The organism is Nocardia tengchongensis (genome assembly GCF_054781395.1).
On record NZ_BAAGUM010000006.1, the window covers coordinates 80,164 to 104,947 of the forward strand.

Here is a 24,784-nt window from a genome sequence, read left to right on the forward strand (position 1 = left end):
AGGTGAGCAAGCCCAAACCGCTCCCCGCCACGCCCAGCCTCACCCATCCGGTTGCTCCGGACGAGGCCCGGCTCGACGTGGCCACCGAGACCTTCCGCATGCTCTCCGATCCCACCCGCCTGCACATTCTGTGGATGCTCACCGAGGCCGAGGCCGACGTCTCCGCACTCACCGAGGCCAGCGGCGCGTCCCGCACCGCGGTCAGCCAGCATCTGGCCAAGCTGCGCTTCACCGGGTTGGTCGACACCCGCCGCGAGGGCCGTCGCATCATCTACCGGATCCGCGACGGCCACCTGGCCCGCCTGGTCCGCGAGGGCCTCAACCACGCCGATCACGTCGTGACCGGCGAACCGTCTCACGAGTAACCATCCCCCGGACCTGCGCTCCTGGTCAGTGGGACGTGGTATCGCCGTGTACCCGCATTCGCCGCGACGATATGCCTATTCGAAATATCGCCGGACGAATAGTGAGAGGTCGCGCGCATGCATCCCGAACAGGGCAGCCCATTCGATGTAGTCATCATCGGGGCCGGATTCGCCGGACTCTACGGCGTCCACCAGGCGGCGAAGGCCGGACTGAACGTGCTCGGCCTGGAAGCGGGCGAAGGCGTCGGCGGCACCTGGTTCTGGAACCGCTACCCGGGCGCGCGCTGCGATGTGGAGAGCGTCGACTATTCGTACTCGTTCGACGAGGAGCTCCAGCAGAGCTGGACCTGGACCGAGCGATTCGCCGCACAGCCGGAGATCCTCGACTACATCAACCACGTCGCGGACCGCTTCGACCTGAAGCGCCACTACCGTTTCGGTCAGCGCGTCGTCGGCGCGAGCTTCGACGACGCCGCCGCGATCTGGACGGTGCGCACCGAGCGCGGTGACGAATTCCGTTCGCAGTTCGTCATTTTCGCTACCGGCTGCCTGTCCGCGCCGATCAAGCCGAACATCCCGGGCATCGAATCCTTCGCGGGCGAGGAGCTTTTCACCGCGCAGTGGCCCGAGCAGGGCGTGTCCTTCGAGGGCAAGCGGGTCGGCGTCATCGGCACCGGCTCCTCGGGCATCCAGGTCTCGCCGATCATCGCGCGGGAGGCCGAGGCGCTCACCGTCTTCCAGCGTTCGGCGAACTTCAGCGTCCCGGTCCCGAACCGGCCCTGGACCGAGCAGGAGCAGGCCGACATCCGCGCCACCTACCGGCAGCGCCGGGAGAAGTCCTACTACGCGGGTGCGGCCACCCCGCACGCCTCGCTCGAGACCAAGGCCCTGGACCTGGCCCCCGCCGAGCGCGAGGCCGCCATGGAGGATCGCTGGAACGGCGGCGGCGTGCTGTTCAACAAGGTCTTCCCGGACCAGAACAGCGACATCACCGCCAATCAGGTGGTCCGCGAGTTCGCGGTCGCCAAGATCCGCGCCAAGGTGGACGATCAGGCCGTCGCCGACGACCTCATCCCCAACGATCACCCCATCGGCACCAAGCGCATCTGCACCGACTCCGGCTACTACGAGATGTTCAACCGGCCCAACGTGTCGCTGGTGAACCTGCGCCGCGAGGCCATCGAAGAGGTCACCCCGACCGGCATCCGCACCGCCGACCAGTTCATCGAACTCGACACCCTGGTCTACGCCACCGGTTTCGACGCCATGACCGGTGCGCTGCTGCGCATCGACCTGCACGGCGCCGACGACGCCCGCCTCGGCGACCTGTGGGCCGACGGCCCGGTCACCTACCTGGGCTTCGGCATCCCCGGCTTCCCGAACATGTTCAGCATCAACAGCGTCGGAACCCCGTCGGTGATGGCCAACATGGTGCTGCACTCCGAGCAGCAGCTCGACTGGGTGCTGGCGCTGGTGCAACACTGCCGCGACAAGGGCATTCGCAAGGCGGCGGCGCGTGAGGAGGCGGCGGTCAAGTGGACCGACCATCTGCTCGAGGTCGCCGAGGGCACGCTGTTCGTGAAGGCCAACTCCTGGTATATGGGCGCGAACGTGGAAGGCAAGAAGCGCGTGTTCATGCCCTACATCGGTGGTTTCGGCAACTACCGCCGCTACTGCGACGAAGAGCGCGACAACGGCTACCCGAACTTCGAACTCAGCGTGTAGTCAGCTGCCGAGACCGGCTCGCTTCCCTTGGGGGCGAGCCGGTTCTTGCATTCGGCGCCGCGTCGTTTCAGGCGGGCAGGCCCAGCCCGGCCGCCAGCACCGGCCACGACTGTTTCACCGCTTCCTGCCAGTAGCCCCACGAGTGGGTGCCGGTGAGCGTGAAGTCGTAGGTGGCGGGGATGCCGAGCCAGTCGAGCCGGGCCGCGAGATGGTGGCTGCAGTAGTTGGTGGCGGCTTCGATGGTGCCCCCGAGGCTCAGCTGGTCGACCCAGCCGTCGACGCCGGGCAGGGTGTGCGGGCCGCCGGGGAGATCCCATCGGCCCGGCAGGCCGGAACCGCTGGAGATGAACAGGTTCAGGCCGCGCAGCTGATCGGCGTGCAGGAACGGATCATTGGCGGCCCACTCGGGATCACCCTCGGGGCCGTACATGTTCGCGGGGTCCCCGCCGCCTTTCGTCACGACCATGCTGACGAAGGAGTGGCCGAGCGGGTCGCTGATCTGGGCGCAACCGCTGTAGGAGGCCACCGATCGATACAGTCCGGGCGCGGCGATGGCCAGTTGCAACACCGAGGTGCCCGCCATGGACAAGCCGGCGATCGCGTTGCGCCCGTTGCCGTTCATTTCCCGGTCGACGACCGGCGGCAGCTCCTGGGTGAGGAAGGTCCGCCATTTGTTCACGCCCAGAACGGGATCGGGCTCGCGCCAGTCGGTGTAGTAGGTGTAGTCGCCGCCGATCGGCGCCACCACGGTGACGTTCTTGCCGGCCAGGAAGTCCATCGCGTCGGTCGCGGTCTGCCAGTTCACGGCGCCGACGCCGCCGCCCGCGCCGCCGAGCAGATAGAGCACCGGGACGGGCTGCGAGGTGTCGGCGGCACGCCGCACCTCGACCTCGATATCCCGGCCCATGGCGTCGGAGTGGACCCACAGCGTCTGGATGCGGGATTCGGCGGTGTCCGGTTCGGCGGCGGCGATGCCCGCGGCGGCGGTCAGCAACAGGGTTGCGGCAGCCACCACGGATAGTGCGCTGACCAGGGATTTCGTCGATCGCACGGTGTCTCCTTCGGCGAACGGAACAATCCCTGAGGGTACGATCGCCGACCACAGGTCAGGGCCGGATTCCGGCCCCGGTGACCGCACTGTTGCCGCACCGCGACCACCTCAGAACACGACACTGCGACATTCAACGGAGGCCGGCTCGCTTCCCCTAGAGGCGGGCCGGTTTCTCTGTCAATGTCGCAGTGTCGTCTCCGATCAGGCGGGCAGGCCCAGACCGGCAGCCAGGACCGGCCACGACTGCTTCAACGCGTCCTCCCAGTAGCCCCACGAGTGGGTGCCGGTGGGCGTGAAGTCGTAGGTGGCCGGGATGCCGAGACCGTCGAGCTTGGTCTTCAGGTTGCGGGTGCAGTAGTCGGTGGCGGCCTCGAGTCCGCCGCCCAGGACCATCTGGTTGATCAGGCCGCCGGCGCCGGGCAGGGTGCGCGGGCCGTCGAGGGTGTCCCACGGCCCCGGCAGGCCGGAACCGCTGGAGATGAACAGGTTCAGGCCGCGCAGCTGATCGGCGTGCACGTAAGGATCGTTGGCGGCCCATTCGGGATCGCCCTGGGGGCCGTACATGTTCTTGCTGTCGCCGCCGCCCACCGAGACCACGGTATTGACGAAGTTGTAGCCGAGGGGATCACTGATCTGGGCGCAGCCGCTGTAGGCGGCGACCGACTGATACAGCCCGGGTGCCGCGATCGGCAGCTGCAGCACCGAGGTGCCCGCCATGGACAGTCCGGCGATCGCGTTGCGCCCGTTGGTGTTCAGCGCCCGGTCGATCAGCGGCGGCAGCTCCTCGGTGAGGAAGGTCTTCCACTTGTTCACGCCCAGTGTGGGATCCGGCTCGCGCCAGTCGGTGTAGTAACTGAAGGCGCCACCGACCGGCTGCACCACGTCGACGTTCTTGTCGGCCAGGAAGTTCAGCACGTCGGTGCGTTTCTGCCAGGTCGCGGAATCGGTGCCGCCGCCCGCGCCGTTGAGCAGGTACAGCACCGGGGTGGGCTGCGAGGTGTCGGCGGCACGCTGCACATCGACTTCGATGTTCTTGCCCATGGCCGCCGAATAGACCTGCAGGGTCAGGTTCCGGTCGCCGGTGTACTTGCTGGAGGCGATCCGGGAGCCGTCGGCGGAGGTCCCGGCGGAGTTCAGCGAACTGCCCGGGTCGGCGGAGGCCGTACCCGCGGCTATCGGTAGCAGAACGGTTGCGGTCAAAGCCAACACCGCACTGCCCCAGATCTTCGTTGAACGCACGCTTTCTCCTTCGGCAGTGTTTTCCAGCTCGTTACGGGTCAGCGACTCACCTTTCCGTTCGGCACTTAGTAATTGCTGGCCCGAAACTGAGCTGCGCCTGAGAGGACATCACGACGCCTGGTCGGCGAGGCATTCCAGCCTGGAGTGACCTGCCTCACAGTTGATGCTCACCCAGGCGGCGCACGCCTGTCAGCCGAGTGTCGGCGGTTGTCAGCGCACTGTCGGCGGGCTGTCAGCGCGGGTCGGCATCGTCATGGACACACCGAGACAGACACCGAAAGGGACACCGACATGACCGAGAACACCCGCACCGATTCCGCGCTCACCGCCTTCGTCGAGGCGACCGCCGCCGAATACGACATGCCCGGCATGGCCGTCGGCATCCGGTTCGGCGGCCGCGAGATCACCGCCTCGGTCGGGGTGACCAGCACCGAGAACCCGGTGCCTGTCACCGAGCACACGGTGTTCGCGATCGGCTCGACCAGCAAGACCTTCACCACGACCGCGTTGTTGCGGCTGGTCGCCGACGGCCGGGTCGACCTGGACGCCCCGGTCCGCACCTATGTGCCGGAGCTCGAGCTCTCCGACGAGCAGTCCGCGGCCACCATCACCGTCGGGCAGCTGCTCAACCATACGGCCGGGCTGGAGTGGAATCTGATCAACAACACCGGCGAGGGCGAGGACGGGCTCGCGAAGTTCGTGGCGACGCTGGCCGAGCTGCCGCTGATCGGCGCGCCCGGCGAGCGCGCGTCCTACAGTCAGGCGGGCTTCAACCTGCTCGGCCGCGTCATCGAGAACGTGACCGGGGAGCCGTTCGAGCAGGTGGTCGCCGACACGGTGCTCGCACCGGTCGGGCTGACCGAGAGCCACTACTTCCAGGGCGACGTCATGACCCGCCGTTTCGCCGCCGGGCACGAGCGGCAAGCGGACGGCGAGCTCGCGGTGTCGCGGGTGTGGAAGGGCAGCCGCGCCAACAACCCCGGCGGTGGGCTCGGCACCACGGTGTCGGATCTGTTGCGCTGGGGCCGATTCCACCTGGGCGACGGCCGCGGCGCGCACGGCGAGACCGTGCTGCCCGCCGACCTGCTGCACCGCATGCGGCAGCCGACGGTGCGGCTGCGCAACAGCACCCTCGCCGACGCCTTCGGCCTGTGCTGGATGCTGCGGGACGTCGACGGCGTGCGGATGGCCGGCCACGGCGGTTCGGGTTTCGGCCAGTTCGCCGACTTCCAGCTGGTGCCGCAACGCGATTTCGCGGTGGTCGTGCTCTCCAACGCCAGCCCCGACGGCATTCCCGCGAACCAGGCGATCGTGCGCTGGGCGCTCGAGCACTACCTCGGCGTGATCGACAAGGATCCGGAGCCGATCCCGTTCGACGCCACCCGCGTTCCGGAGCTGTCGGGCGTCTATGACATCGACGCCATGACCATGACCTGCTACGCCGACGGCGACCAGCTGTACCTGGACTGCAAGGTGAAGCCGGAGATCCGCGCCGCCGGCGGGGCCGAGATCCCCCAGGACCACCCGCCGTTCCCCTTCGGCATCCTGCCCGGCGACGGCGACGAATACGTGATCACCGCGGGGTCTTTCGCGGGGCAGCGCGGATTCTTCAGCCGTGACGCCGATGGCGCGATCATCGGCGTCGATCTCGCCGGGCGGGTCTTCGCCCGGGTCTCCTGACCTCCCCGCCGCGGCAGCGCCGACCCGATCGCGGGGTCGGCGCCGTCGTCGTTCGGCGTTGTCAGCGAACCGATTCCGCTGTGAGTCGTTCCAGCGCCGCGGGCCGGGGCAGGTCGGCTCCGACGCGGTAGGCGCGCTGGTAATCGGTCTCGCCGAGGCGATCGGTGAGCGCGGTGATCAGAGCGGAGAGTTCAGGTTCGCCGTGATCGAACGTGCCGCGAAGGACCTCGCTGAGCCCCAGCGCAGTGGCTGCTGCGGTCGGATCATCTTCCAGAAGAAGCAGTTTCGCCAGCAGTTCGGCGGCATGGGCTTGCGCCTGCGCGGTGCCCGCGGAATCGCCGAATCGGGCGGAGCCTGCGATGACCCGGGGCAGAAGTTCCCGCGCGGGCGCGATGGCGGCCGCGGTCAGGTGGATGCGCAGGCGCGCGACCGCTATCTGATGGGCGGCCATGACTTCCGGGTACGGCAGATGGCGAATCCGTTGCGTCACGTGATCCAGATCGCGACCGGCCGCGTCGAGATCACCGGTGCGACGGTGCAATTCGGCGGCGGTGAACAGGATGACCGCACCCAGGCGGGCGAAGCCCTGATCTGCGGACAGTCGTTGCGCGGCTTCGATATCGCGGGCCGCCTCCGCCGATTCCCCACCGCGCAAGCGTTCTTCGGCGAGTGCGGTGCGGGCGGCGGCGATATCGTCCTCGGTGCCGAGTTCGGAGGCCAGGGTGACCGCGCGGGCGTAGGCGTCGAGGGCTCGTTCGTGTTCGCCGCCGAGCGAGTGCGCCCGCCCGGTCGCGAGCAACGCCATGCCCAGCCCCCAGCGGTCGCCGACGATCTCGAAGCCCCGCAACGCCGCTCGCCGGGCGTCGGCTCCGGCGAGCAGTCGCCCCTCCCCCGTCAACGCGATGTCGCGGGCGAGCTCCGCACTGGCCCGCACCCACGGGTCCGGCCAGGTCATCGCCTGCGTCAACTGCTGTTCGGCGAGCTTGTCGTCCTGTGCCCGGGCGGCCAGTAGCGCGGTCCACAGCGGCACGGCCGGATGGAATTCCAGGCCGCCGTCCTGCACGCAGTCCTCGATCAGCGTCGACAGCGAGCTCCCGGCGGGCGGGGCTCCGGCCATCAACGCGATGACCCGGAAGGCGGCCCGGGTCGCGTCGGGCAGTTGCTGCTCGAAGGCGAGCACCCCCGCCAGCGAGCTCTCGAACTGCGAGCTCATCCCCCGAATCCCCCAGTACCAGAACATGGCCCGCACCAGTCTCGACGCGATCCCCGGGCTCGCGGGTGCGGCGAGGGCGGTGCGCAGGGCCGCGGCCAGATTTGCGTGCTCGGCGTCGAAAAGGGCGATGGCGGCCAGCTGTTCGTTGCCGCGCAGGTGGGGCTCGGCTTGTTCGGCGAGCGTCAGGTAGTAGTCGGTGAACGGCTCGGTCAGGTGGTCGGGCGAGGTGGCCAGGTGACCGGCGGCGAAGGCCCGGATCGTCTCCAGCATCCGGTAGCGCGGCGGATCCTCGGAAGTCACCGTGACGAGCGACTTCTCGACCAAGGCGTCCAGCAGGTAGAGGATGTCGTCGGCCGGCAGCTCCTCGTCGGCGCAGATGACCTCGACGGCTTCGGCGGTGGCGCCGCCCGCGAACACGGAAAGCCTTCGGGCCAGGATCCTTTCGGGCTCCTCGAGCAGGTCCCAGCTCCATTCGACCAGCGCCTGCAGGGTGCGCTGCCGGGGCAGGGCGGTGCGGCTGCCGGAGCTGAGCAGCCGGAAGCGGTCGCCGAGCCGGCGGGCCACCTGGTCGACGCTCATGGCGCGCAGTTTGGCCGCGGCCAGTTCGAGAGCCAGTGGGAGGCCGTCGAGTTGCCGGCAGATCTCGACGACCGACGCGACCGTGTCATCGTCGAGGACGAATCCGGGGCGGATGGCCGCCGCCCGGTCGACGAACAGCCGCACCGCCGAAGAACGCTGCGCGACAGTGGAATCCGCGGTCTCGACCGGGACATCGAGTGGGCCCAGATGGCACAGCGCCTCACCGGTGATGGCGAGTGGCTCGCGACTGGTGGCCAGCACGCGCAGCTGGGGCAGCCGGTCCAGCAGGTGTTCGGCCAGGGCCGCGGCGGCCGCGATGACGTGCTCGCAGTTGTCGAGTACGAGGACGGCGGGCCCGACATCGAGGAGTTCGGTCAGCCGGGTCGTCCGGTCGGGGCCGGCGTCGAGTGCGCCCGCGACCGCGTCGGCGAGTTGATCCGGTGCACCCAGTTCGGCCAGCGGGACGAAGAACACCGCCCCGGTCGCCTGCCGATCCATGGCCTCGACGGCGAGGCGGGTCTTGCCCGCGCCGCCGGGGCCCACGATCGTGACCAGCCGGGAATCCGCCAGCAGCCCGGCCAGTTCCGCGAGTTCGGGTTCGCGCCCGACGAATCCGGTGAGCCGGACCGGCAGCGAGCGGGTCACGGGTTCCCGGCGCGGGGGCGGGCTTTCGAGTTCACCGCGCAGCAGCGCCAGATGCGTTTCGCGCAGGATCGCCGAGGGGTCGATGCCGAGTTCCTCGTCCAGTCGGGCCCGCGTCTCCTCGTACGCCGCGAGAGCGTCCGCCTGCCGGCCGGCGGCCGCCAGGGCCCGGATGCGCAGGGCGGCCAGTCGTTCACCGAGGGGGTTGTCGGCGGCCGCGATCTCGAGGTCGGTCTGAATCTCGGTATGGCGGCCCAGCCGCAGCTCGGCCTCGAATCGGTCTTCCAGCGCGGCGGCTCGCAGCTCGTCGAGCCGGGTCGCGGTGGTCTGTGCGAACGGCGCGTCCAGCACGTCGCCGAGCGCGGGTCCGCGCCACAGCTCGAGCGCTTCGGCCAGCAGCCGGGCGGCGGCTTCGGCGCGGCCCGCCGCCAGCTCCTGTCGTCCCCGCCGCACCAGGTCCTCGAACCGATCGGCGTCCACCCGCACCCCGGGCAGCCGGTAGCCGCCGGGCCCGAATTCGACCGTGCCGGCCTCGCGCAACGCCTTCCGAAGGCGCGACACCAGCGCCTGCAGGGCGCCCGGCGCGTCGGCGGGCGGCTCCTCACCCCACAGGCCGTCGATGAGCGCCGGCACCGGCACGTCGCGCCCCGATTCCAGCGCCAACCGCGCCACCAGCATTCGCACCCGGACTCCGGGGATCTCGACCCGCGCCCCGTCCTCCGCGTGGACCCGAACCGGCCCCAGCACACCAACCTGCACTCGACGAGTCTTCCAGACCGACCGGTCGTGCACCCGCCACCGATTGCCGCGGGCCGCAGTCGATTACCCGCGAGGTAATCGACTCCGCTCCCGCGACCGGGCACAGTCGACTCATGACCGACATCTCCGCCGGCCCGACCGGCGCCCAGCTGTTCGCCACCATGCCGTTCACCGAGGGCCTCGGCGTGCAGGTCCTCGACTGCCGTCCGGAGCTGGTGCGCAGCCGGCTGGCATGGCGCGAGAACCTGTGCACGCTGGGTGGTTCCCTGCACGGCGGCGCCCTCATGTCGCTGGCCGACGCGACGGCCGCGGTGTGCGCTTATCTGAATCTTCCGGCGGGCAAGCAGGGGACGACCACGGTCGAGTCGAAGACGAACTTCGTGCGCGCCCTGCGCTCCGGCCACGCCACCGCGACCTCGACGCCGCTGCACACCGGGCGCAGTTTCATCGTTGTGGAGACCGAGATCCGCGACGACGCGGGCACCCTCGTCGCCAAGGTGACCCAAACCCAGGCCGTACTCTGACGTTTTCAATCTGAAGCATGTTAATTTCACTACTTCGGCGGGATCACTGGATCACGTCGAATGTCGGTGAACCCACGGACATTCCGTAGTGAAAGGCACCTCATGACATCACCTTGGACGCGCTGCGCGAAGACCGCCGCGACCGTGTCGGCGGGCGCGGCCGCCCTCCTGCTGGCCACCGCCCCCGACGCCGCGGCAGCCGGCCTCGGCCCCGTCACCGTGGAGGGCTCGAAGCCGCTCGCCGGCTGCACCTACAAGGTGACCAGCGGCGACCTGGTCGGCGGCGGCAGCAGCGCCTACAACGAAATGCCGGTCACCTTCTTCGACAACGGCACGCTCATCGGCACCGCCAAGATCGGCACCACCGTCCTGGTCGGCAACCCCGCCAAGGTCTCCTGGACCCCCACCACCCCGGGCCCCCACACCCTCACGGCCACACTCGGTTTCGATACCCCCCAAACCCTCGCCCTCGACCCCGTCACCGTCCAGGTCGGCCCGTCCGCCGCCACCGGAAGCTTCGGCTGCCCCATCCCCAGCATCTCCGGCTGACCCACCCCACCCGCGATGCCCCCAAAGTTGCGGTCGTTCCAAACGGAACGACCGCAACTACTGTTCGTCCCGTCGAAAGGGACCCAGTGAACCGATTCATAGCCGCAGCCTCCACCACCGCCCTCCTCACCCTCGGCCCCCTGGCCGCCACCGCCTCCGCCGCCCCCACCACCGACAGCGGCTCCGCCTCAGGCTCCGCCACCATCGCCGACCTCGGCCTCAAAACCCTGTTGTGCCAGCTCAAAGGCGGCACCATGACCAGCTCCGCCGCCGAAACCGCTCCCCCGTCGCACTGCACGGTGTAGTCCAGCAACGCTGCCGGAGCCTGAAGGTCAGTCCTTGCGACCTGTCACGGCCACGGTGACGCCCAGTCCGATCATGGCGAGTCCACCGGCTCCGCCGATCGCGGCGAGACGCTTCGGCGAATCGGCGAACCAGGTTCGCGCTGCGGCGGCGGCCATGCCCCAGGTGCTGTCGCACGCCACGGCGACGATGTTGAAGATCAGGCCCAGCAGGAGCATTTGCGGGATCGCGTGCCCCTGTTGCGGGTCCACGAACTGCGGTAGGACCGCGGCGAAGAAGACCGTGGTCTTGGGATTGGCGACCCCGACTACGAATCCGTCGCGCAGGGTTCGCAGTGTTCCGTGTGGCGCGGCGTCGACGGCCAGTTCGGCGCGCAGTGAATTACGGTGCAGCACAGCCTGTATGCCCAGAAAGACCAGATACGCGGCGCCGACGAGTTTCAGTGCCGTGAACGCGAAGACCGAACGCTCCACGATGGATCCGATGCCCAGCGCGACCGCTATGACCAGCACATAGGCGCCCAGCGTATTGCCCACCACGGTCAGCAAGGCGACCCGCCGACCGGCCGCCAGCGCGCGTCCAACCACGAACAGCACGCTCGGTCCGGGAATCACTATGAGCAGGAATGACATTGCCGCGAACGCGAGGATTCGATCCGGCGAGAGCATGAACGCGATGGTACCGATTGCGGGCCGGGTCAGTGCTGTGGTGCCGGCGGGATGCGAGCGGTGACTACGTCGAGGGCCAGGTCGATGGTGTAGTCGAATTCGGCCTGGCGGTCGAACCGGGCCAGGTAGGGGGCGGCTTCGACGACCGCGGGTAGTCCCGACTGTTCCAGGATCGCCTGGCGGGCGGCGATGCCGTCGGTGTCGCTGGTGCCGTAGACGGGGCCGGCGTTCACTTCGCGCAGCACGGTGCCGATGAGGGTGGCCAGCAGGGTGCGCATCAGGTGTACAGCTTCGGCGGGGGCGCAGCCGGCGGCGCGGAGGATTTCCAGTACCGCCTGGATCGGAGCCAATCCCGCCACGGACGCCAACTGCCGGGTAAGGACCAGCGCCGAGGCAGCAGGATGCACCAGTGCGCGGTCGCGGAAGGCGTTCGCGATGGCACGGAGGTCGGTGCGCAGGTCACCACTGCGCGTGGGCAATTCGATCGAGCCCAGGAGGTGCTCGGCGACGGCGTCGAGCAATCCGTCCTTGCCGTCGACGTGGTTGTAGAGGCTCTTCGGGTCGACCTCCAGCACCCGCGCGACCGCACGTATCCCGACCGAGTCGATCCCGTCGCGATCGATCACCTCGAGTGTCGCCTCGACGATGCGGGTACGGGTGAGCTGCCCGGCTCCTCTCGGAGGCCGTCCGCGGCGGGCTGGGGGAGCTTGGCTGGCCATGCGGTCATTCTGCCTCACCCCCTTGATTAAATCCACACTGTGGGTATACGTTGTGAGCAGTAAAACCCACGCTGTGGATATTGGAGTCCGACATGCGTTTCCCCTGGGGCACCTCCGATGTGGTCGATCTGCCGACCACCGGAACCCGAATCGAAACCTTCACCGATCCCGCCCGCGTCGAGGGCGGCCCGGGCGCGCGACTACAGGTCGCCCGTCGACAAGCAGAGGCATTCCGCCGCGAGTTTCCCGGCACCGGCACCCCCGACAGCATCACCACCTGCGATCTGGTGACCCTGCCGTACCCGACACGCTTCGGTTTGTTCCGCGCCTCGCGGGCGCTCGCGCCGTTCCTGTCGATCACCAACCGGATGCTCGTGATCCGCTGGCGCGACTCCGACGGCCGCCGCCGCATCCTGTTGTTCGAGCCATCGGACGTCGAACTCGGCAGGTACACACCGTATTTCGACAATTTGTCGCAACACACTCCGGCGGTGATCGAACGGCGCATGGTCCGTGAGCACGGCACGGTGCTGGACCATCTGTCGCGCCTGGGGATCGCCCGCGAGGAGGTCGACTACCTGATGTTCGACCACTTGCACACCCAGGACCTGCGGCGCTGGATCGGCACCACCGCGCATCAAGACGACCTCGGCACGACACCGACAGCGCTCTTCCCCAATGCGAAAGTCATTGTGCAGCAGGATGAGCTGGCCGCGATGGCGGAGCTGCATCCGCTGCAGAAGCCGTGGTATCAGCCCGCCACCTACCGTGATGTCCCCGCCGAAGCGTTCCTGCCCATCAACGGCTCGATCGTCCTGGGTCCCGGTGTCGCCGTGGTCAAAACGCCAGGCCATGTGTTCGGCAATCAGAGCCTGGTGGTCAATACCGCGACCGGAATCTGGGTCAGCAGCGAGAACGTGATCGCGACCGAGGCGCTGACACCGGAGCACTCCCGGCTGCCGGGGCTCGCCCGGTGGGCGCGGCAGTGGCAGCAGGAGATCGTGCTCAACGCCAACACGATCGAGACCACCGCCGATCAATACAACTCGATCATTCTCGAGAAGACGCTGGCGGATCGCAGTCAATCCGACTCGCGCTTCCTGCAGTTCTTCCCATCCAGCGAACTCACCGGCATGTGGACCAACCCGGGCACCCGCCCCACCTTCAGCCACGGCCACATCACCCACGGACCACAGCTCTGAGGAGACCCCCGATGTCGTCACGATTCACCCTGCCTCCCGAGGATGTCCTGCGCGCACGGGAGAAGCTCGTCCTCGACCACTTCCACGACGAGGTGGCCCAGGACTGGGACGCAACGCTTTCCACGTTCCCGCACCCGCATTACGAGCTGATCGCCCCGATGGTCGTCCACGACGGCGACAGCGAGGTCCGCGACTACTACCACGACACTCGCGTCGCGTTCCCCGACCAGGATCACGAGATCATCGCGCTGCGGCACAGCCATGACGCGGTGATCGTCGAATTCTGGCTGCTGGGAACGCATCTCGGTCCGTTGGGCAAGATCCCGCCGACCGGTTCGGCCCATCGGACCAGGATGACGGCGTATTTCGTGTTCGACGAGCACGAGCACCTGGCGATCGAACGGATCTACTTCGACCAGCTCACCGTTCTGAAGCAGCTGCTGGGCGGGCTGGACAAACGCAGCCCCCGCGACTTGCTCACGCTCGCAAAGGCTCTCGCCGGAGCGCTCGCCACGGCCGGCGCCGAACCGGACCCGCGCCTGCTGGCCACCACGCCACCGAACCTCGGCGACTGACCGCCGCACTCGACTCGAACGAACTCAGGAGAACACCGTGACAATGCGTGCGCTCGTCGGCGGCAAGGGAGCCGACTGGATCCTCGAAAACCGCGACCTGCCCGAACAACTCGGCGCCGTCCGCGTCCAGGTGATGGCGGCCGGACTCAACCGCGCCGACCTCTACGCCCTCGACGGCAGCTACACCGCGAACTCGCAAGGCGAGGGACCTTTCGTCGCCGGTATGGAAGTTGCGGGGATCGTCGAATCCTCCAGCCTGCTCGCACCGCACCTGCCGGTCGGCACCAGGGTCATGGGCATCACCATCGGCGCCTTCGCCGACTACGCCCTGTGCCACCCGCGAATGCTGGTGCCCATCCCCGACCACCTCGGCTTCGAGGCCGCGGCCGGCCTGCCCGTCGGACTCATCACCGAACACGACGCCCTCGTCACCCAAGCGGGATTCACCGCCGGTGACACCGTCCTCATCGTCGGCGGCACGAGCGCGATCGGCCTGATCGGTATTCAGCTCGCCAAGGCCCTCGGCGCCGGCACGGTCATCGCCACGACCACCAGCGACCACAAACGCGCCGCCCTACTGGGGGCGGGCGCCGACATCGCGGTCAACACCGCCACCGAGGATCTGGCCGACGTTGTGCTCGCGGCCACCAACGGCGCCGGCGTGACCATCACCCTCGACCATGTCGGCGGCGACCTCTTCCTTCAGCTGCCCGCCGCCACCGCGATCGGCGGCACGATCATCAGCATCGGGCGACTCGCGGGCGCGGTGACCACCCTCGATCTCGACACCGTTGCCTTCCGCCGTCAACGCCTGCTCGGCACCACGTTCAGCATCCGTACCCGCACGGAACTGGGCGACGTCGTCGCGGCCCTGACCGACCGGGTCCTGCCCGCGGTCGCGGCGGGCAAGATCGTCCCCAAGCTCGACAGCGTCCATCCTGTCGACGACGCCGTCACCGCCGCGCGGCGGCTCCGCGACAACGGGGCCACCGGAAAGGTCGTCCTGTCGTTCGCCGACGCGCACACCGGCCCCACGCCCGCCCCCGGCCCGGTGGCCAACCTGTTCGGCGGTATCGCCCAAATCGGTTACGTCGTAAGCGATATCGAGGCGTCGATGCGAAACTTCGTCGCCTGCGGCATCGGCCCGTGGTTCTTCCTGCGCGACGTCCGCCCGGCGGACTTCACCTACGGGGGCGAGCCTTCGGCGATGGCGATGGATGTCGCGGTCGCCAATAGCGGCGACATCCAGATCGAGCTGATCACCCCCACCAACGACGCCCCCTCGATGTACCGGGACTTCCTCAACGCCGAACACGAAGGCGTACAACACATCGCCTACTGGAGCGACGACTATCAGGGACTCTATGACCGGGCTCTCGCGGCCGGATTCACGGTCGGGCAGGAGGGCCGGATCGGCGGCGCCGACGGCAGATTCGCCTACCTGCGCACCAAACACCATCCCGGCACGGTCATCGAGATCTCCGACGTCGGCGGCACGAAGAAGTTCGTCTTCGACCTGGTCAAGCTGGCCGCCGCGAATTGGGACGGTAGCAACCCGATCCAAACCATCGACGCCGGTCTCATCGGCGGCGATCCCGCCACCATGACCGCGATGCTCGAGGCGCTCGGATGAAGATCCACCACCTCAACTGCGGCACAATGCATCCCCCGGGCACCCCCGACGGCCTGGTCTGCCACGTCCTGCTCCTGGAAACCGACACCGGCCTCGCCCTGGTGGACAGCGGACTCGGCCTCCACGATGCCGCCGATCCCGCCCGCCGCTTCGGCCCCGGCCGCTTCTACGTGCGCCCCCGATTCGACGAGAACGAAGCCGCCATCCGCCAAATCGAACGCCTCGGCTTCAACCCACGCGACGTCCGAGACATCGTGATCACCCACTTCGACGCCGACCACGTCGGCGGCCTGGCCGACTTCCCTTGGGCCAGAGTCCATCTCACCGCCGCCGAAGCCGACGCAGCCCTACACCCACGAACTTTCGTCGAAAAACACCGCTACCTCCCCACCCAACACGCCCACCACCCCACCTTGGTCTTCCACACCCCCGGCGAAGGCGAACCCTGGAACGGCTTCCCCGCCACCAAGGAACTCCCCGACATAGCCCCCGGCCTAGCCATCATCAGCCTCCCCGGCCACACCCGCGGCCACACCGCCATAGCCATCGACACCGGCACCCACCAACTCCTCCACGCCGGCGACGCCTTCTACCACCACGGCCAAATCGACGGCACGGGCCACGTCCCCAAAGCCCTCACCACCATGGAACGCCTCGTAGCCCACAATCCACCCCAAGTCCGCGCCAACCACGAACGCCTCACCGAACTATGGACCACAAAGCCGTCCGACCTCCTACTGATCAACGCCCACGACCCCACCCTCCTCCGCCGCGCCCAACAGCTCGACACCGAGGCGCCCCCCTCGCGCCCCTGAGCGAGCGCCGGGAATCGGTCAGAGCGCCCGCTTCAGCCCGACGTGACTGTTGTCGTACCCGAGCCGCGCATAAAAGGCGTGAGCCCGCTCGCGCACCCGGTCTGTGGTGACCTGCGCGAGTGTCGCACCTCGGTGCCTGCCGTGGTCGTGTGCCCACTCGAGCATCGCGGTTCCGATGCCGCGAGAGCGTTCCGAGGCAGCGACCCGGACTCCCTCGATCTGGAGGCGGGTGGCACCGCCGCGGGACAGCCCCGGAATGATGGTGAGCTGCATGGTGCCGACGATCCGGTCGCCCTCGTCCCGGACCACAGCCAGATAGTGCGACGGATCCCTGGTGACGGCGTCGTATGCCTCCTCGTAGCGGGCAATGTCGAAACCTTCGCGGGTACGGCCGATCTCGTCGTCGGAGAGCAGCGCGACCAGCGCCGGCACGTCAGCACGCCCCGCCCGCTGCACACGAAAGATCCGGTCGCCCAGTCGGAGCCGACCACCGACCGAAGCCCGTGCCCGTGACTGCAGTCGGGCGATCAGGGTGTCCAGCCAGGCGCCGACGTGTCGCCGGGCTTCGGGAGTGTCCGGATACCGGCAGCGCAGGTGCAGCCCCGCCTCGTCGAGGATGAACCAGAGCATCACGCCGTCGGTCCGAATCGTCGCGCCGACGTACTGCGCCTCCAATCCGGTCGCGTCGACTCGCACCGGCAGCCGACGCAGGTCCAGCCACGAAATCGCGAACATCCCCGGCGCCTCGGGCATCCCGCCCCACGGACGCAGGATGTCCTCCAGTGGCCAGGACCCCATCCGGACGGCCTCCTTCACCGCCTCGGCGCTGGCACGGGGATCGGGGTCGGCCGACTCGAGCACCGAGTTGGTGATGAACCACCCCACCGAGTCGTGCCAGGTGGCGTCGTACCGGCTGTGCACCGGAAACACGGCCCGCAGTGCGGTGCCGGCCAACTCGTGGGTCACCTCGGTCATCGCCCCCACCACCAGCGCCAAGGTCGACACGCCGTCGTCGCGGGCCTGCGCCGAGAACGCGGCGCTGTCATCGACGTCGAGGACATCGCGCACCTCCACGCGCTCCTCCTGCAACGTCGCCTCACCCAGCGGCAGCGGGAACCGTGGCATCACACCGCCGCTGCCCGCCAGCACCTCGGCCCAGCGGCGGTGTACCTCGTCGGGCGCCGGCGGGCGGTCCCGCAGCGCGCGGGTGTGCTCCGCGAAGGCGGGTGCGGGCGGCAACGACGGTGCACGACCCTTCTGCACCGCGGCCAGTGCGGTCAGCAGGTCCCGCGCGATCACCAGCATCGACCACATGTCGACGTGCGCGTGGTCGGCGGCGACCACCACGGTCGGCCCGACCGCGGTCTCGAGCACACAGAGCCGGTACGACGGACGACCGTACGGTGAACAAGCATGGTCGAGCACGGCGCGGAGCGCATCGTTGACCGCCTGCCCCGGAGCGATCACATGCTCGACCCAGCCGCCGGGGCGGATATCGACCTCGTGCAGCCGAGGCTCGCCGTCCTCGCCCGGCACAAAGACCGACCGCAGCGTGCCGTGGCGCTCGATCACCGCCAGCCAGGCGGCCGCGAGCTCGTCGGGCGGTACCGGCGCGGAGAGCTTGAAGGACAACGCCATCCAGGATCCCGCTCGGTCGCCGGCGCCGACATGGCGTCGCTGGTCGAAGGACACGGGAAGAGACCGGCCCACCCGCCCCGCGGTGACGTCGAAGCCCAGCAGGCGGCCGAACGGCAGGCGCAGGTGCGCGACGTTGGTCAGCCGCATGACGGTATCCTAGGCTCCTTCTCGAGCGATCGCCGTCTCACCAGCACCCTGGAGCCACCGTGCCGACCTTCCGCGTTTCCGGCGCCGACATCGACGTGGAATTGAGCGACGAGGGTGGCCACCCGGTCGTCCAGCTCCACGGCCTCACCTCCAGCCGTCACCGCGACCGTCTGATGGACCTCGATCTCGGCCGCGGACTCAGCGGAACCCGATTGCTGCGGTACGACGCGCGCGGCCACGGCCAATCGACGGGTCGTGCCGTCCCCGAGGACTATCGGTGGCCGGTTCTGGCCGATGACCTGCTGAACCTGCTCGACCACTGGTTCCCCGGTGAACAGGTGCACGGTGTCGGTCCGTCGATGGGCACCGGGACTCTGCTGCATGCCGCTGTCCGCGATCCCGGCCGATTCGCCGGCCTCACCCTGCTCGTGCCCGCGACCGCTTGGCGCACCCGAGCCGCGAAGGCCGACGTCTACCGCAAGAATGCCCATTTGATCGAAGAGCAGGGACTCGCCGCCTTCCTCGGCGCCGATCTCACCGCGCCTCGCCCGCCGGCCACCGTCGGAACGCCGGACACCGTGCCGGATGTCGCCGAGCACCTACTGCCCGCACTGTTCCGCGGGGCAGCGATGAGCGACCTGCCCGCCCCCGAGGCGATCGCCGCGATCGAGGTGCCGACCACGGTGTTGGCCTGGATCGACGACCCCGCCCATCCGGTGTCGACCGCCGAGGAGCTGGTGGACCTGCTGCCGACGGCCACACTCGAGGTGGCGCACACACCGGCCGATCTCGCACGCTGGCCGAGCATCCTGTGCGAGGACGTAGCACGACACGGGTAGGCACGACGCCCTAGCCGAGCGCCGGCCGGATCTCGTGTGGCGCAGCGCCAGGCCGCACGCCCCGCGCCCACCCGTTATGCCACCACCTGTGTCGTGAACAACGTTGCGGCACAGAACTGTTCGGCGCCGGAAGAATGCAGCGGAAGTGAGGTGGCGTGCTCCGCAAGCCGATTCGATGCCGATGGCGCGGAAGGTGGGGGTTGTGGGGCGGGCGGGGCTCGAACCCGCGACCAATGGATTATGAGATCAATCAGCCTTGCCACTGTGCCGACCTGGGAAAACCCTGCTGGAAGGCGACCAAAAAGACAAAATTCGTTGGTCTTCGAGTCCCCCGCCTCCGGCCTTGTCACGAGCAAGGCGGGGTCTCGACGTGCCCCCGGCCGGGCTCGAACCGGCAACCAGACGATTATGAGTCGTCGGCTCTAACCTATTGAGCTACAGGGGCGTGCCTTCGGCACCCTAGCAAGTCAACGGTGGACCGACAAACCAAGCGGGTCCAGGGCGCGCCCGTCATGGCAACCGCCGCGACGCGGATAGATCCCACCTAGGGGATGACCCCAGGCCGCCTAACAGGCGATCTGCCTGAGATCCTAAGTCTCCAAACACATCTCGCGGACCATCCTCATCTAAGATCAAGCGAACCGCGTCAATCTCGCCTAGGATGACGTCAGTTTGCCTGTTTCTAGCTGAGGTGGGGTATGGACCCAATATCGATAGGGTTTGCGGCGGCAGTTCTGTTGGCATCAAAGTTTGGCGAGACAATAGCCGCCGACGCTGGCGAGAGTACTTGGACCGCGGTCAAGCGCCTCCACGCGGCGATCTTGGCGAAGTTCCATGACGATCCAGAGTCGGAGACCTCGGTTGCTGCCCTTATAGCCGACCCGGCACCAACCACCCAAGCGCAAGTAGCAAGATTGATCGATGAAGCCGCACGCGAAGATGCGGAGTTTGGCTCCGAGCTAGTTCAGCTGATAGCTGAGGCGCGACAAAACGAAACTATTAACCGCGCCGTAGTTCAGTCATTCGACCAATCCAAGCAAACAGTCTTCCTTGGCGATAACAAAGGGCAGATCACCATACTTTGACTCGACATGCAAACCTTCGAGCCGAAATCAAACGATGAATCTCGTCAGATCAATTTCGCAGGGCATAACTTTGGCACTATCGTAGCCGAGAATGCCAGGCAACAAGAAAGAAACTCCAGGCTACCGAACAAATGGTTTTTCATTGGCCTAACCCTGGTTCTAATTTCTACATTATTCTTTACGCCAAAACTAGCGCGACTGCGGGATCATGCAGACAGCCAAGGAGGAAAGTGCAACGCATCCGATATAAATATAGCTAACGGAAGCGTGTCGCTAGATTGTTCAACAAAACTCCCCAAGCCAGCAACTTTAGCAGATGTCAGACTAGACGGCGGTTGGAACATTTACAGTGGATGGTACTACAGCGAAGGGCTTCCACCCACACCGCCACCGTATTCGCCTAACGACAAATTTTCGCATTGTCACACCTGGTCTGATTGGCTGACCACCAACCCCAATTTCTACACAACCTATCCCTCCACATACCTACGTGCAGTTGCCGGTCTAGCCGACCAGGTAGCAATCACCGCAGTTGAAGTGAAACTGTTCACGGCAAAAAATTTTGAACCCAACACCGGATCATTCGTTCAATGCCTCCACGGCGCAGGTGGACTTCCTGGCTACATCGTCCATGTCGATACCTTAACATCCAAGGTCTCTCTTGAACTGTTCCCGGTACCTGGAAAGCCACAGAACAAGGGTGAATCTCCGATGCCTCCGGCATCAATTAATGTGAAGCCAGGAGACTACGAAACGACCGAGATTATCATAGAAGGTGACGGTTCGAAGTTGTATACCGGAGAGCTAATAGTTACTGCAATCTTGAACGGTGTAGAACGTCGAATTGAAATTGGAAGTCCCGAGGTTCCACTGCGATGGATGGGACGGGATAGAAACGCGGCCAACAGCCCCGCGACCACCACGAATCGTCAACATTCTCTCGATTGGGATCTAGATGCCAATTCTTGGCAACCTTCAGAAGTCATTCTTGGCAATTAATTAATAGAACTACATGTCTTCGCAAAATGTTGACCCACATAACTCGCAGAAGATCAGACCAGCTTCGTATACGGTGCGGGAGAGCCGAATTTTGCGGCCACAGCCACACTCACCTGCTAACCCGTTGTTATTGGACTTACGCCCACCGTTCCGGTTCGGCTCGCGTCGACGATAAGCGACCAAAGCGAACGCCAACTCGTCCAGCTCGTCCCGGTAGCGTCCACGGGTCTGATCGGGCACGGTGGTGATTGACCATCCGATCTTGACGTGATGCGCTAGGGTGAGCCCAAGTTCTTCGCCAAGGGCGCGGTATCGCTCGTTGTGCCAGCGGCCTTGGCGGCTGGTGTCCTTGATTCCGCGCGTAACTGCGACCCCGTGAGCGGCCTCATGTAGCAGGGTGCCGAGCACATCGACAGTGCCGCGTTGAAGCCCTTCTCCGCCCACGAACAGTTCGTGTAGCTCGTATTCGCCGCGCACCCATCGGTTCGGCGCGAAGTGCCCGAGTGTCAGTTCCCTGCCGCCGGTTGATCCGGCACCTACGGTCAGCACGACGTTCGGGACATCGGGATGCTGGGATCGGATTGCGGCCCAGGTGTTTTCCAGGGCGGTGACGAGTAGGCCGGTGATGGTGTCGGAGTCGGTGATGATCTCCGGGTCCTTCCGAGTGCTTGACACGGGCGTGTCAACCGGCGGCCCAACGGTTTTGACACGTACGTGTCAACAGGAAAGGGAGGCCCGGCAGAGCGTGGATTCCTTGGGCGCGCGCCGCGCTGTGTCCGGGGCAGGCCCGCGGCCTGCCCTCACCGCCTGCCCAGGGCGTCCAGGAGGCTCACGCTCAAGGGGCGAATTTCCATCACCGGGACGAACCTCGAACCAACCAACCGATGGGAAATTCGCTCCTTGACGGGAGGTTGGACGCCCTTACCATGCGGCGCGCGCCCAGGGAATCCACTACCCGCACAGCGCTTCCGGGCCATTCCCAGCACCGGGCTGGCAACCGCGACCATTCACGCCGAACTCGGCCGCCTCGACGCAACTCTTCGCACCGGACGACACCACCGCGCCAGCGCTCCGGACCCGGCCACCTGCGCGACCGTCACGTACGCACCCCACGTCACTCGACGCAACCACCTACCTAACAGCAACGCTCATTACCCAACGTAACCACTTACTTCTTACCCACCAAAACCCTTTACCTACTTACCTATTACCCCGCCCCGCCTCTCCATTTACTCAACTGCGTAGCAAGTCGGAACATGGGCCCACAAACAGTGGGGCCGTGTCGGCAACCGACTGAGCTACCGCCGCCGCGGGGTGCTGAAGGTTCGCAAACGATCAGCACTCGCGGCCGCCCCTTACGAGGCGGCAGTCCCGGTCCGATGGCGTGCGGGGACGGCATCGGGTTGGGTAGACGCTTCGCGGCCTCCTGCCTTCTCCACCGTTCGGGCGGAGGAGGTCTTGCGGACGGCTCCACATCCCTTTCCAGCCGGAACGCTGGCGGCCGGGCTGCTCCCGGTACCGGTACTCGCACCCTGATCGGGCAGGGTGACGCCGAGGCGGGCGAGGTTGATCGCCGCGTTGAGGTCTCGATCGATCACGAGGCCACAGGAGCGGCAGCGGTAGGTGCGCTCGGAGAGCGGGAGCTTGGTTTTCGCTCCGCAACCCGAACACAGTTGAGTCGATGGGTAGTGGCGGTCGGCGGCAAAGGTTGCCCGGCCGGACCAATCGGCCTTGTACTCGAGCATCGTGCGAATCCGGCCCAGGGCCGCATCACCGATCGCGCGATTCAATCCGCGTTTGTATTTGCCACCGCGACGGTTCATAGCCGCCACGGTCAGTCGCTCCAGCACAATGACTTCATGCCTTCGGACCAGCTCCGTCGTGGCGTGATGCAGCACGTTCCGGCGCAGGTTGCTCACGCGCGCATGAGTCTTCACGATGCTTCGCTGGGCTCGATGCCAACGCTGGGAGGGCCTACGCTTCCTCTCCGCATCGTCGTCCCACGGACCGCGGCGACGAGCCGCGCGGCGTTGCAACCGGCGCAGCCTTGCCTGCTGAGCAGCGAGGGGCCTGGGTGCGGGAACGCGGTCCACTTCCGTTCCGTCCGGTGCAGCGACCACCAGCAGGTCCCGCACACCCACATCGACACCGACTATCGGATTCCGCGTCCGTGAGCCGACTCCGGGTGTCGAGGAGGGCTGGACGAGGGCATGAAACGAGCAGTACCAGCGCCCGCCCTCATAGCGCACCGTCGCGGACAGGATTCGCGCCGAACCCTGCTCGAGTCTGCGCCCGAGTTTCCGGGTCGATTCATGGGTACGGATCCTGCCCAGTCGCGGCAGGGTCACATGATGACGACCGGGCTCGACCCTGATCGCGCCGGTGGTGAACCGAACAGACTTGGCAGCGCGGTGCTTGCGCTTGAAGCGAGGGAAACGGGCGGTGCCGGCCCGCTCGCCGCGGCGGGCCTTGGACCAGATATCGAGGCCGTCCGCCAAGGCCGCGAGCCCGGAGTTGTAGGCCTCCTTGCTGTTTTCACGCCACCACGGGGCCACGTCGTCTTTGCGTTGATTCCACGACTTGCGGAGCGAGGGAAGCGACCAGCTCGAGGCCGGGGTCAGAGCTTCGTCGGGTATGCCGTAGGACCGTTCCGCGGTGCGCTGATCGATCACGGCGGTCACCTGGGTGAGCATGTGGTTGTAAGCGAATCTGGCAGCACCGCAGTGAGATTCCAGAGCATCGGCTTGGAAGGACGTCGGATCCAAGGCATAGCGATATGCCCGTGCGATCCAGCCGTCCTGGTGAACCATGACGCCCATGATGACAGAAGGGTCCGACAAGTCGGGACGACGTCCTGCCCGGGGCCACGGGGCAGGACGTCGCGCCAACTCAGGCGAGGCGGTCGGGGATCTTGTTGAGTTCGAGCTGGTAGTAGAGGATGCCGAGGCCGAAGACGAAGTTGAGGAGGAAGCCGTAGAGGGGGTTGCAGGTCGGGTCGAGGCCCGCCGCCTCCTGGGACTGGCTGATGCGGGTGCCGGTGCGCCAGAAGCTGATCAGGGCGGCTATGCCGGTCCAGGAGAGGAGGAGCATGACCAGGAGGGGGCCGGCGACGGGGGCTTCGGGGTCGCGGCGGAGTTCGGCCATTTCCTTGTGGATCTTGTAGTACCAGACCAGGACGTAGATGCCGAGGGTGAGCAGGGGCCAGACCAGCCACACCAGCACGGGGTTGCGCGGTTTGATCGGTGTGGCGAGGGCGGTGGTCATGTGGTGAATCCTTTTGTCGTGGTGCGGTTTTCAAAGCCCGGAGCGAACCGGCTCGCGGAACGTATCCACAGGATCGTGACCTGATCGTGAAGCGTTAATCTGGAGCCACCACAACGACAGAGAGGCACATGATGGCGAATCTGTTCGGGAACGTGCTGAAAGCGCACCAGTGGATCTACGAGAACAGTCACGGCGCGCTCGGGCACAAGTTGTTGTTCGGGAATCCGACACTGCTGCTGCGGTCGATGGGGCGGAAGACCGGTCAGGAGCGCACGAACGCGCTGACCTATGCGCGGGACGGCCGGAATTATCTGGTGACCGCGTCCAATGGCGGGTCGCCGCGGCCGCCGGGATGGCTGGCGAATGTGAAGTCCCACCCGCAGTGCGAGATCCAGATCGGGACCCAGCGGATTCCGGTCACCGCCACCGCCACCTATCCGCAGAATCCGGAGTACGCGCGCCGGTTCCAGCTGGTCGACAAGGTGAACAAGGGCCGGTACACGCAGTATCAGACGATGACGTCGCGGCCGATCGCGGTGGTGGTCCTCACACCGCGCTGACACCCCTGTCA

Annotated in this window: 23 protein-coding genes and 1 tRNA gene; 14 read left to right on the forward strand and 10 right to left on the reverse strand. The window is 66.9% G+C overall.

Annotated features, from left to right (window positions below; translation table 11 throughout):
* Positions 1-2 precede the first annotated feature (2 nt).
* Both ACYVKL_RS11390 and ACYVKL_RS11395 read left to right on the forward strand, forming a co-directional pair.
* A complete protein-coding gene (locus tag ACYVKL_RS11390; protein WP_379161890.1) occupies positions 3-365 on the forward strand; it encodes an ArsR/SmtB family transcription factor in 363 nt (120 codons plus the stop codon).
* Between the two features lie 117 nt (positions 366-482).
* A complete protein-coding gene (locus ACYVKL_RS11395; RefSeq protein WP_379161893.1) occupies positions 483-2,090 on the forward strand; it encodes a flavin-containing monooxygenase in 1,608 nt (535 codons plus the stop codon).
* Between the two features lie 67 nt (positions 2,091-2,157).
* On the opposite strand, the gene ACYVKL_RS11400 is transcribed toward ACYVKL_RS11395, so the two are convergent.
* Together ACYVKL_RS11400 and ACYVKL_RS11405 are read right to left on the reverse strand one after the other, a co-directional pair.
* On the reverse strand, positions 2,158-3,141 hold the full coding sequence (locus ACYVKL_RS11400) for an alpha/beta hydrolase (RefSeq protein WP_379161896.1): 984 nt from the start codon (positions 3,139-3,141) through the stop codon (positions 2,158-2,160).
* 201 nt (positions 3,142-3,342) lie between these two features.
* Positions 3,343-4,380: an alpha/beta hydrolase gene (locus tag ACYVKL_RS11405; RefSeq protein ID WP_379161899.1), complete on the reverse strand. Its 1,038-nt coding sequence runs from the start codon at positions 4,378-4,380 to the stop codon at positions 3,343-3,345.
* A gap of 291 nt (positions 4,381-4,671) precedes the next feature.
* On the opposite strand from ACYVKL_RS11405, the gene ACYVKL_RS11410 reads away from it, so the two are divergent.
* On the forward strand, positions 4,672-6,060 hold the full coding sequence (locus ACYVKL_RS11410) for a serine hydrolase domain-containing protein (RefSeq protein WP_379161902.1): 1,389 nt from the start codon (positions 4,672-4,674) through the stop codon (positions 6,058-6,060).
* 61 nt (positions 6,061-6,121) lie between these two features.
* Here the strand turns inward: ACYVKL_RS11410 and ACYVKL_RS11415 are convergent, their stop codons facing one another.
* Positions 6,122-9,253 (reverse strand): AfsR/SARP family transcriptional regulator, encoded by a 3,132-nt coding sequence (locus ACYVKL_RS11415; RefSeq protein ID WP_379161905.1) that lies wholly within the window; start codon positions 9,251-9,253, stop codon positions 6,122-6,124.
* 113 nt (positions 9,254-9,366) lie between these two features.
* Between ACYVKL_RS11415 and ACYVKL_RS11420 the strand changes: the two genes are divergently transcribed.
* The 3 genes from ACYVKL_RS11420 to ACYVKL_RS11430 all read left to right on the forward strand — a co-directional run bounded on the left by ACYVKL_RS11420 (position 9,367) and on the right by ACYVKL_RS11430 (position 10,631).
* Positions 9,367-9,777, forward strand: coding sequence for a PaaI family thioesterase (locus tag ACYVKL_RS11420; protein ID WP_379161908.1), 411 nt, complete (start codon positions 9,367-9,369; stop codon positions 9,775-9,777).
* A 102-nt stretch (positions 9,778-9,879) separates the two neighbouring features.
* A complete protein-coding gene (locus ACYVKL_RS11425; RefSeq protein WP_379161911.1) occupies positions 9,880-10,326 on the forward strand; it encodes a hypothetical protein in 447 nt (148 codons plus the stop codon).
* Positions 10,327-10,412: 86 nt separating this feature from the next.
* Complete coding sequence (locus tag ACYVKL_RS11430; RefSeq protein ID WP_379161914.1) at positions 10,413-10,631, forward strand: hypothetical protein; 219 nt, start codon at positions 10,413-10,415, stop codon at positions 10,629-10,631.
* 27 nt (positions 10,632-10,658) lie between these two features.
* Here the strand turns inward: ACYVKL_RS11430 and ACYVKL_RS11435 are convergent, their stop codons facing one another.
* Positions 10,659-11,297 carry a LysE family translocator gene (locus ACYVKL_RS11435; protein ID WP_379161917.1) on the reverse strand — a complete coding sequence of 213 codons (639 nt, stop codon included), beginning with the start codon at positions 11,295-11,297 and terminating at the stop codon, positions 10,659-10,661.
* A 29-nt stretch (positions 11,298-11,326) separates the two neighbouring features.
* Positions 11,327-12,016: a TetR/AcrR family transcriptional regulator gene (locus ACYVKL_RS11440; RefSeq protein WP_379161921.1), complete on the reverse strand. Its 690-nt coding sequence runs from the start codon at positions 12,014-12,016 to the stop codon at positions 11,327-11,329.
* A 92-nt stretch (positions 12,017-12,108) separates the two neighbouring features.
* On the opposite strand from ACYVKL_RS11440, the gene ACYVKL_RS11445 reads away from it, so the two are divergent.
* The 4 genes from ACYVKL_RS11445 to ACYVKL_RS11460 are packed head-to-tail and all read left to right on the forward strand — an operon-like array spanning position 12,109 to position 16,241.
* Entirely contained in the window at positions 12,109-13,218 is a 1,110-nt protein-coding gene (locus tag ACYVKL_RS11445) for an MBL fold metallo-hydrolase (RefSeq protein ID WP_379161923.1), read from the forward strand.
* 11 nt (positions 13,219-13,229) lie between these two features.
* Positions 13,230-13,793, forward strand: a complete 564-nt coding sequence (locus ACYVKL_RS11450) for an ester cyclase (RefSeq protein WP_379161926.1) — start codon at positions 13,230-13,232, stop codon at positions 13,791-13,793.
* 43 nt (positions 13,794-13,836) lie between these two features.
* Positions 13,837-15,426 carry a zinc-binding dehydrogenase gene (locus ACYVKL_RS11455; protein ID WP_379165689.1) on the forward strand — a complete coding sequence of 530 codons (1,590 nt, stop codon included), beginning with the start codon at positions 13,837-13,839 and terminating at the stop codon, positions 15,424-15,426.
* On the forward strand, positions 15,423-16,241 hold the full coding sequence (locus ACYVKL_RS11460; RefSeq protein ID WP_379161929.1) for an MBL fold metallo-hydrolase: 819 nt from the start codon (positions 15,423-15,425) through the stop codon (positions 16,239-16,241). Before ACYVKL_RS11455 ends, ACYVKL_RS11460 begins: the two co-directional genes overlap by 4 nt.
* An 18-nt stretch (positions 16,242-16,259) precedes the next feature.
* Here ACYVKL_RS11460 and ACYVKL_RS11465 read toward each other — a convergent pair whose 3' ends face one another.
* Complete coding sequence (locus ACYVKL_RS11465; protein ID WP_379161932.1) at positions 16,260-18,026, reverse strand: GNAT family N-acetyltransferase; 1,767 nt, start codon at positions 18,024-18,026, stop codon at positions 16,260-16,262.
* A gap of 59 nt (positions 18,027-18,085) precedes the next feature.
* On the opposite strand from ACYVKL_RS11465, the gene ACYVKL_RS11470 reads away from it, so the two are divergent.
* Positions 18,086-18,865, forward strand: coding sequence for an alpha/beta fold hydrolase (locus tag ACYVKL_RS11470; RefSeq protein WP_379161935.1), 780 nt, complete (start codon positions 18,086-18,088; stop codon positions 18,863-18,865).
* A 371-nt stretch (positions 18,866-19,236) separates the two neighbouring features.
* On the opposite strand, the gene ACYVKL_RS11475 is transcribed toward ACYVKL_RS11470, so the two are convergent.
* Positions 19,237-19,310 (reverse strand) — tRNA-Ile (locus ACYVKL_RS11475).
* A 253-nt stretch (positions 19,311-19,563) separates the two neighbouring features.
* Here ACYVKL_RS11475 and ACYVKL_RS11480 point away from each other — a divergent pair.
* Both ACYVKL_RS11480 and ACYVKL_RS11485 read left to right on the forward strand, forming a co-directional pair.
* Positions 19,564-19,950, forward strand: a complete 387-nt coding sequence (locus ACYVKL_RS11480; protein ID WP_379161938.1) for a hypothetical protein — start codon at positions 19,564-19,566, stop codon at positions 19,948-19,950.
* 6 nt (positions 19,951-19,956) lie between these two features.
* On the forward strand, positions 19,957-20,949 hold the full coding sequence (locus ACYVKL_RS11485) for a hypothetical protein (protein ID WP_379161941.1): 993 nt from the start codon (positions 19,957-19,959) through the stop codon (positions 20,947-20,949).
* 9 nt (positions 20,950-20,958) lie between these two features.
* Here the strand turns inward: ACYVKL_RS11485 and ACYVKL_RS11490 are convergent, their stop codons facing one another.
* The 3 genes from ACYVKL_RS11490 to ACYVKL_RS11500 all read right to left on the reverse strand — a co-directional run bounded on the left by ACYVKL_RS11490 (position 20,959) and on the right by ACYVKL_RS11500 (position 24,213).
* A complete protein-coding gene (locus tag ACYVKL_RS11490; RefSeq protein WP_379161944.1) occupies positions 20,959-21,624 on the reverse strand; it encodes a hypothetical protein in 666 nt (221 codons plus the stop codon).
* Between the two features lie 680 nt (positions 21,625-22,304).
* The gene (gene tnpB / locus ACYVKL_RS11495; RefSeq protein WP_379161947.1) at positions 22,305-23,759 is read right to left on the reverse strand and encodes an IS607 family element RNA-guided endonuclease TnpB; all 1,455 of its coding nucleotides are present in this window, start codon (positions 23,757-23,759) and stop codon (positions 22,305-22,307) included.
* 79 nt (positions 23,760-23,838) lie between these two features.
* Positions 23,839-24,213: a DUF4234 domain-containing protein gene (locus ACYVKL_RS11500; RefSeq protein WP_379161950.1), complete on the reverse strand. Its 375-nt coding sequence runs from the start codon at positions 24,211-24,213 to the stop codon at positions 23,839-23,841.
* Positions 24,214-24,344: 131 nt separating this feature from the next.
* On the opposite strand from ACYVKL_RS11500, the gene ACYVKL_RS11505 reads away from it, so the two are divergent.
* Positions 24,345-24,773 carry a nitroreductase/quinone reductase family protein gene (locus tag ACYVKL_RS11505; protein WP_213560972.1) on the forward strand — a complete coding sequence of 143 codons (429 nt, stop codon included), beginning with the start codon at positions 24,345-24,347 and terminating at the stop codon, positions 24,771-24,773.
* Positions 24,774-24,784: the final 11 nt, after the last annotated feature.

What these genes read in the sequence shown, in the direction of transcription:
- ACYVKL_RS11425 (WP_379161911.1), top strand. Translation starts at nt 9,880, where the DNA reads ATGACATCACCTTGGACGCGCTGCGCGAAGACCGCCGCGACCGTGTCG.
- ACYVKL_RS11480 (WP_379161938.1), top strand. Translation starts at nt 19,564, where the DNA reads ATGGACCCAATATCGATAGGGTTTGCGGCGGCAGTTCTGTTGGCATCA.
- ACYVKL_RS11455 (WP_379165689.1), top strand. Translation starts at nt 13,837, where the DNA reads ATGCGTGCGCTCGTCGGCGGCAAGGGAGCCGACTGGATCCTCGAAAAC.
- ACYVKL_RS11435 (WP_379161917.1), bottom strand. Translation starts at nt 11,297, where the DNA reads ATGCTCTCGCCGGATCGAATCCTCGCGTTCGCGGCAATGTCATTCCTG.
- ACYVKL_RS11460 (WP_379161929.1), top strand. Translation starts at nt 15,423, where the DNA reads ATGAAGATCCACCACCTCAACTGCGGCACAATGCATCCCCCGGGCACC.
- ACYVKL_RS11420 (WP_379161908.1), top strand. Translation starts at nt 9,367, where the DNA reads ATGACCGACATCTCCGCCGGCCCGACCGGCGCCCAGCTGTTCGCCACC.
- ACYVKL_RS11450 (WP_379161926.1), top strand. Translation starts at nt 13,230, where the DNA reads ATGTCGTCACGATTCACCCTGCCTCCCGAGGATGTCCTGCGCGCACGG.
- ACYVKL_RS11410 (WP_379161902.1), top strand. Translation starts at nt 4,672, where the DNA reads ATGACCGAGAACACCCGCACCGATTCCGCGCTCACCGCCTTCGTCGAG.
- ACYVKL_RS11465 (WP_379161932.1), bottom strand. Translation starts at nt 18,026, where the DNA reads ATGCGGCTGACCAACGTCGCGCACCTGCGCCTGCCGTTCGGCCGCCTG.
- ACYVKL_RS11505 (WP_213560972.1), top strand. Translation starts at nt 24,345, where the DNA reads ATGGCGAATCTGTTCGGGAACGTGCTGAAAGCGCACCAGTGGATCTAC.
- ACYVKL_RS11395 (WP_379161893.1), top strand. Translation starts at nt 483, where the DNA reads ATGCATCCCGAACAGGGCAGCCCATTCGATGTAGTCATCATCGGGGCC.
- ACYVKL_RS11500 (WP_379161950.1), bottom strand. Translation starts at nt 24,213, where the DNA reads ATGACCACCGCCCTCGCCACACCGATCAAACCGCGCAACCCCGTGCTG.
- ACYVKL_RS11445 (WP_379161923.1), top strand. Translation starts at nt 12,109, where the DNA reads ATGCGTTTCCCCTGGGGCACCTCCGATGTGGTCGATCTGCCGACCACC.
- ACYVKL_RS11440 (WP_379161921.1), bottom strand. Translation starts at nt 12,016, where the DNA reads ATGGCCAGCCAAGCTCCCCCAGCCCGCCGCGGACGGCCTCCGAGAGGA.
- tnpB (WP_379161947.1), bottom strand. Translation starts at nt 23,759, where the DNA reads ATGGTTCACCAGGACGGCTGGATCGCACGGGCATATCGCTATGCCTTG.
- ACYVKL_RS11485 (WP_379161941.1), top strand. Translation starts at nt 19,957, where the DNA reads ATGCAAACCTTCGAGCCGAAATCAAACGATGAATCTCGTCAGATCAAT.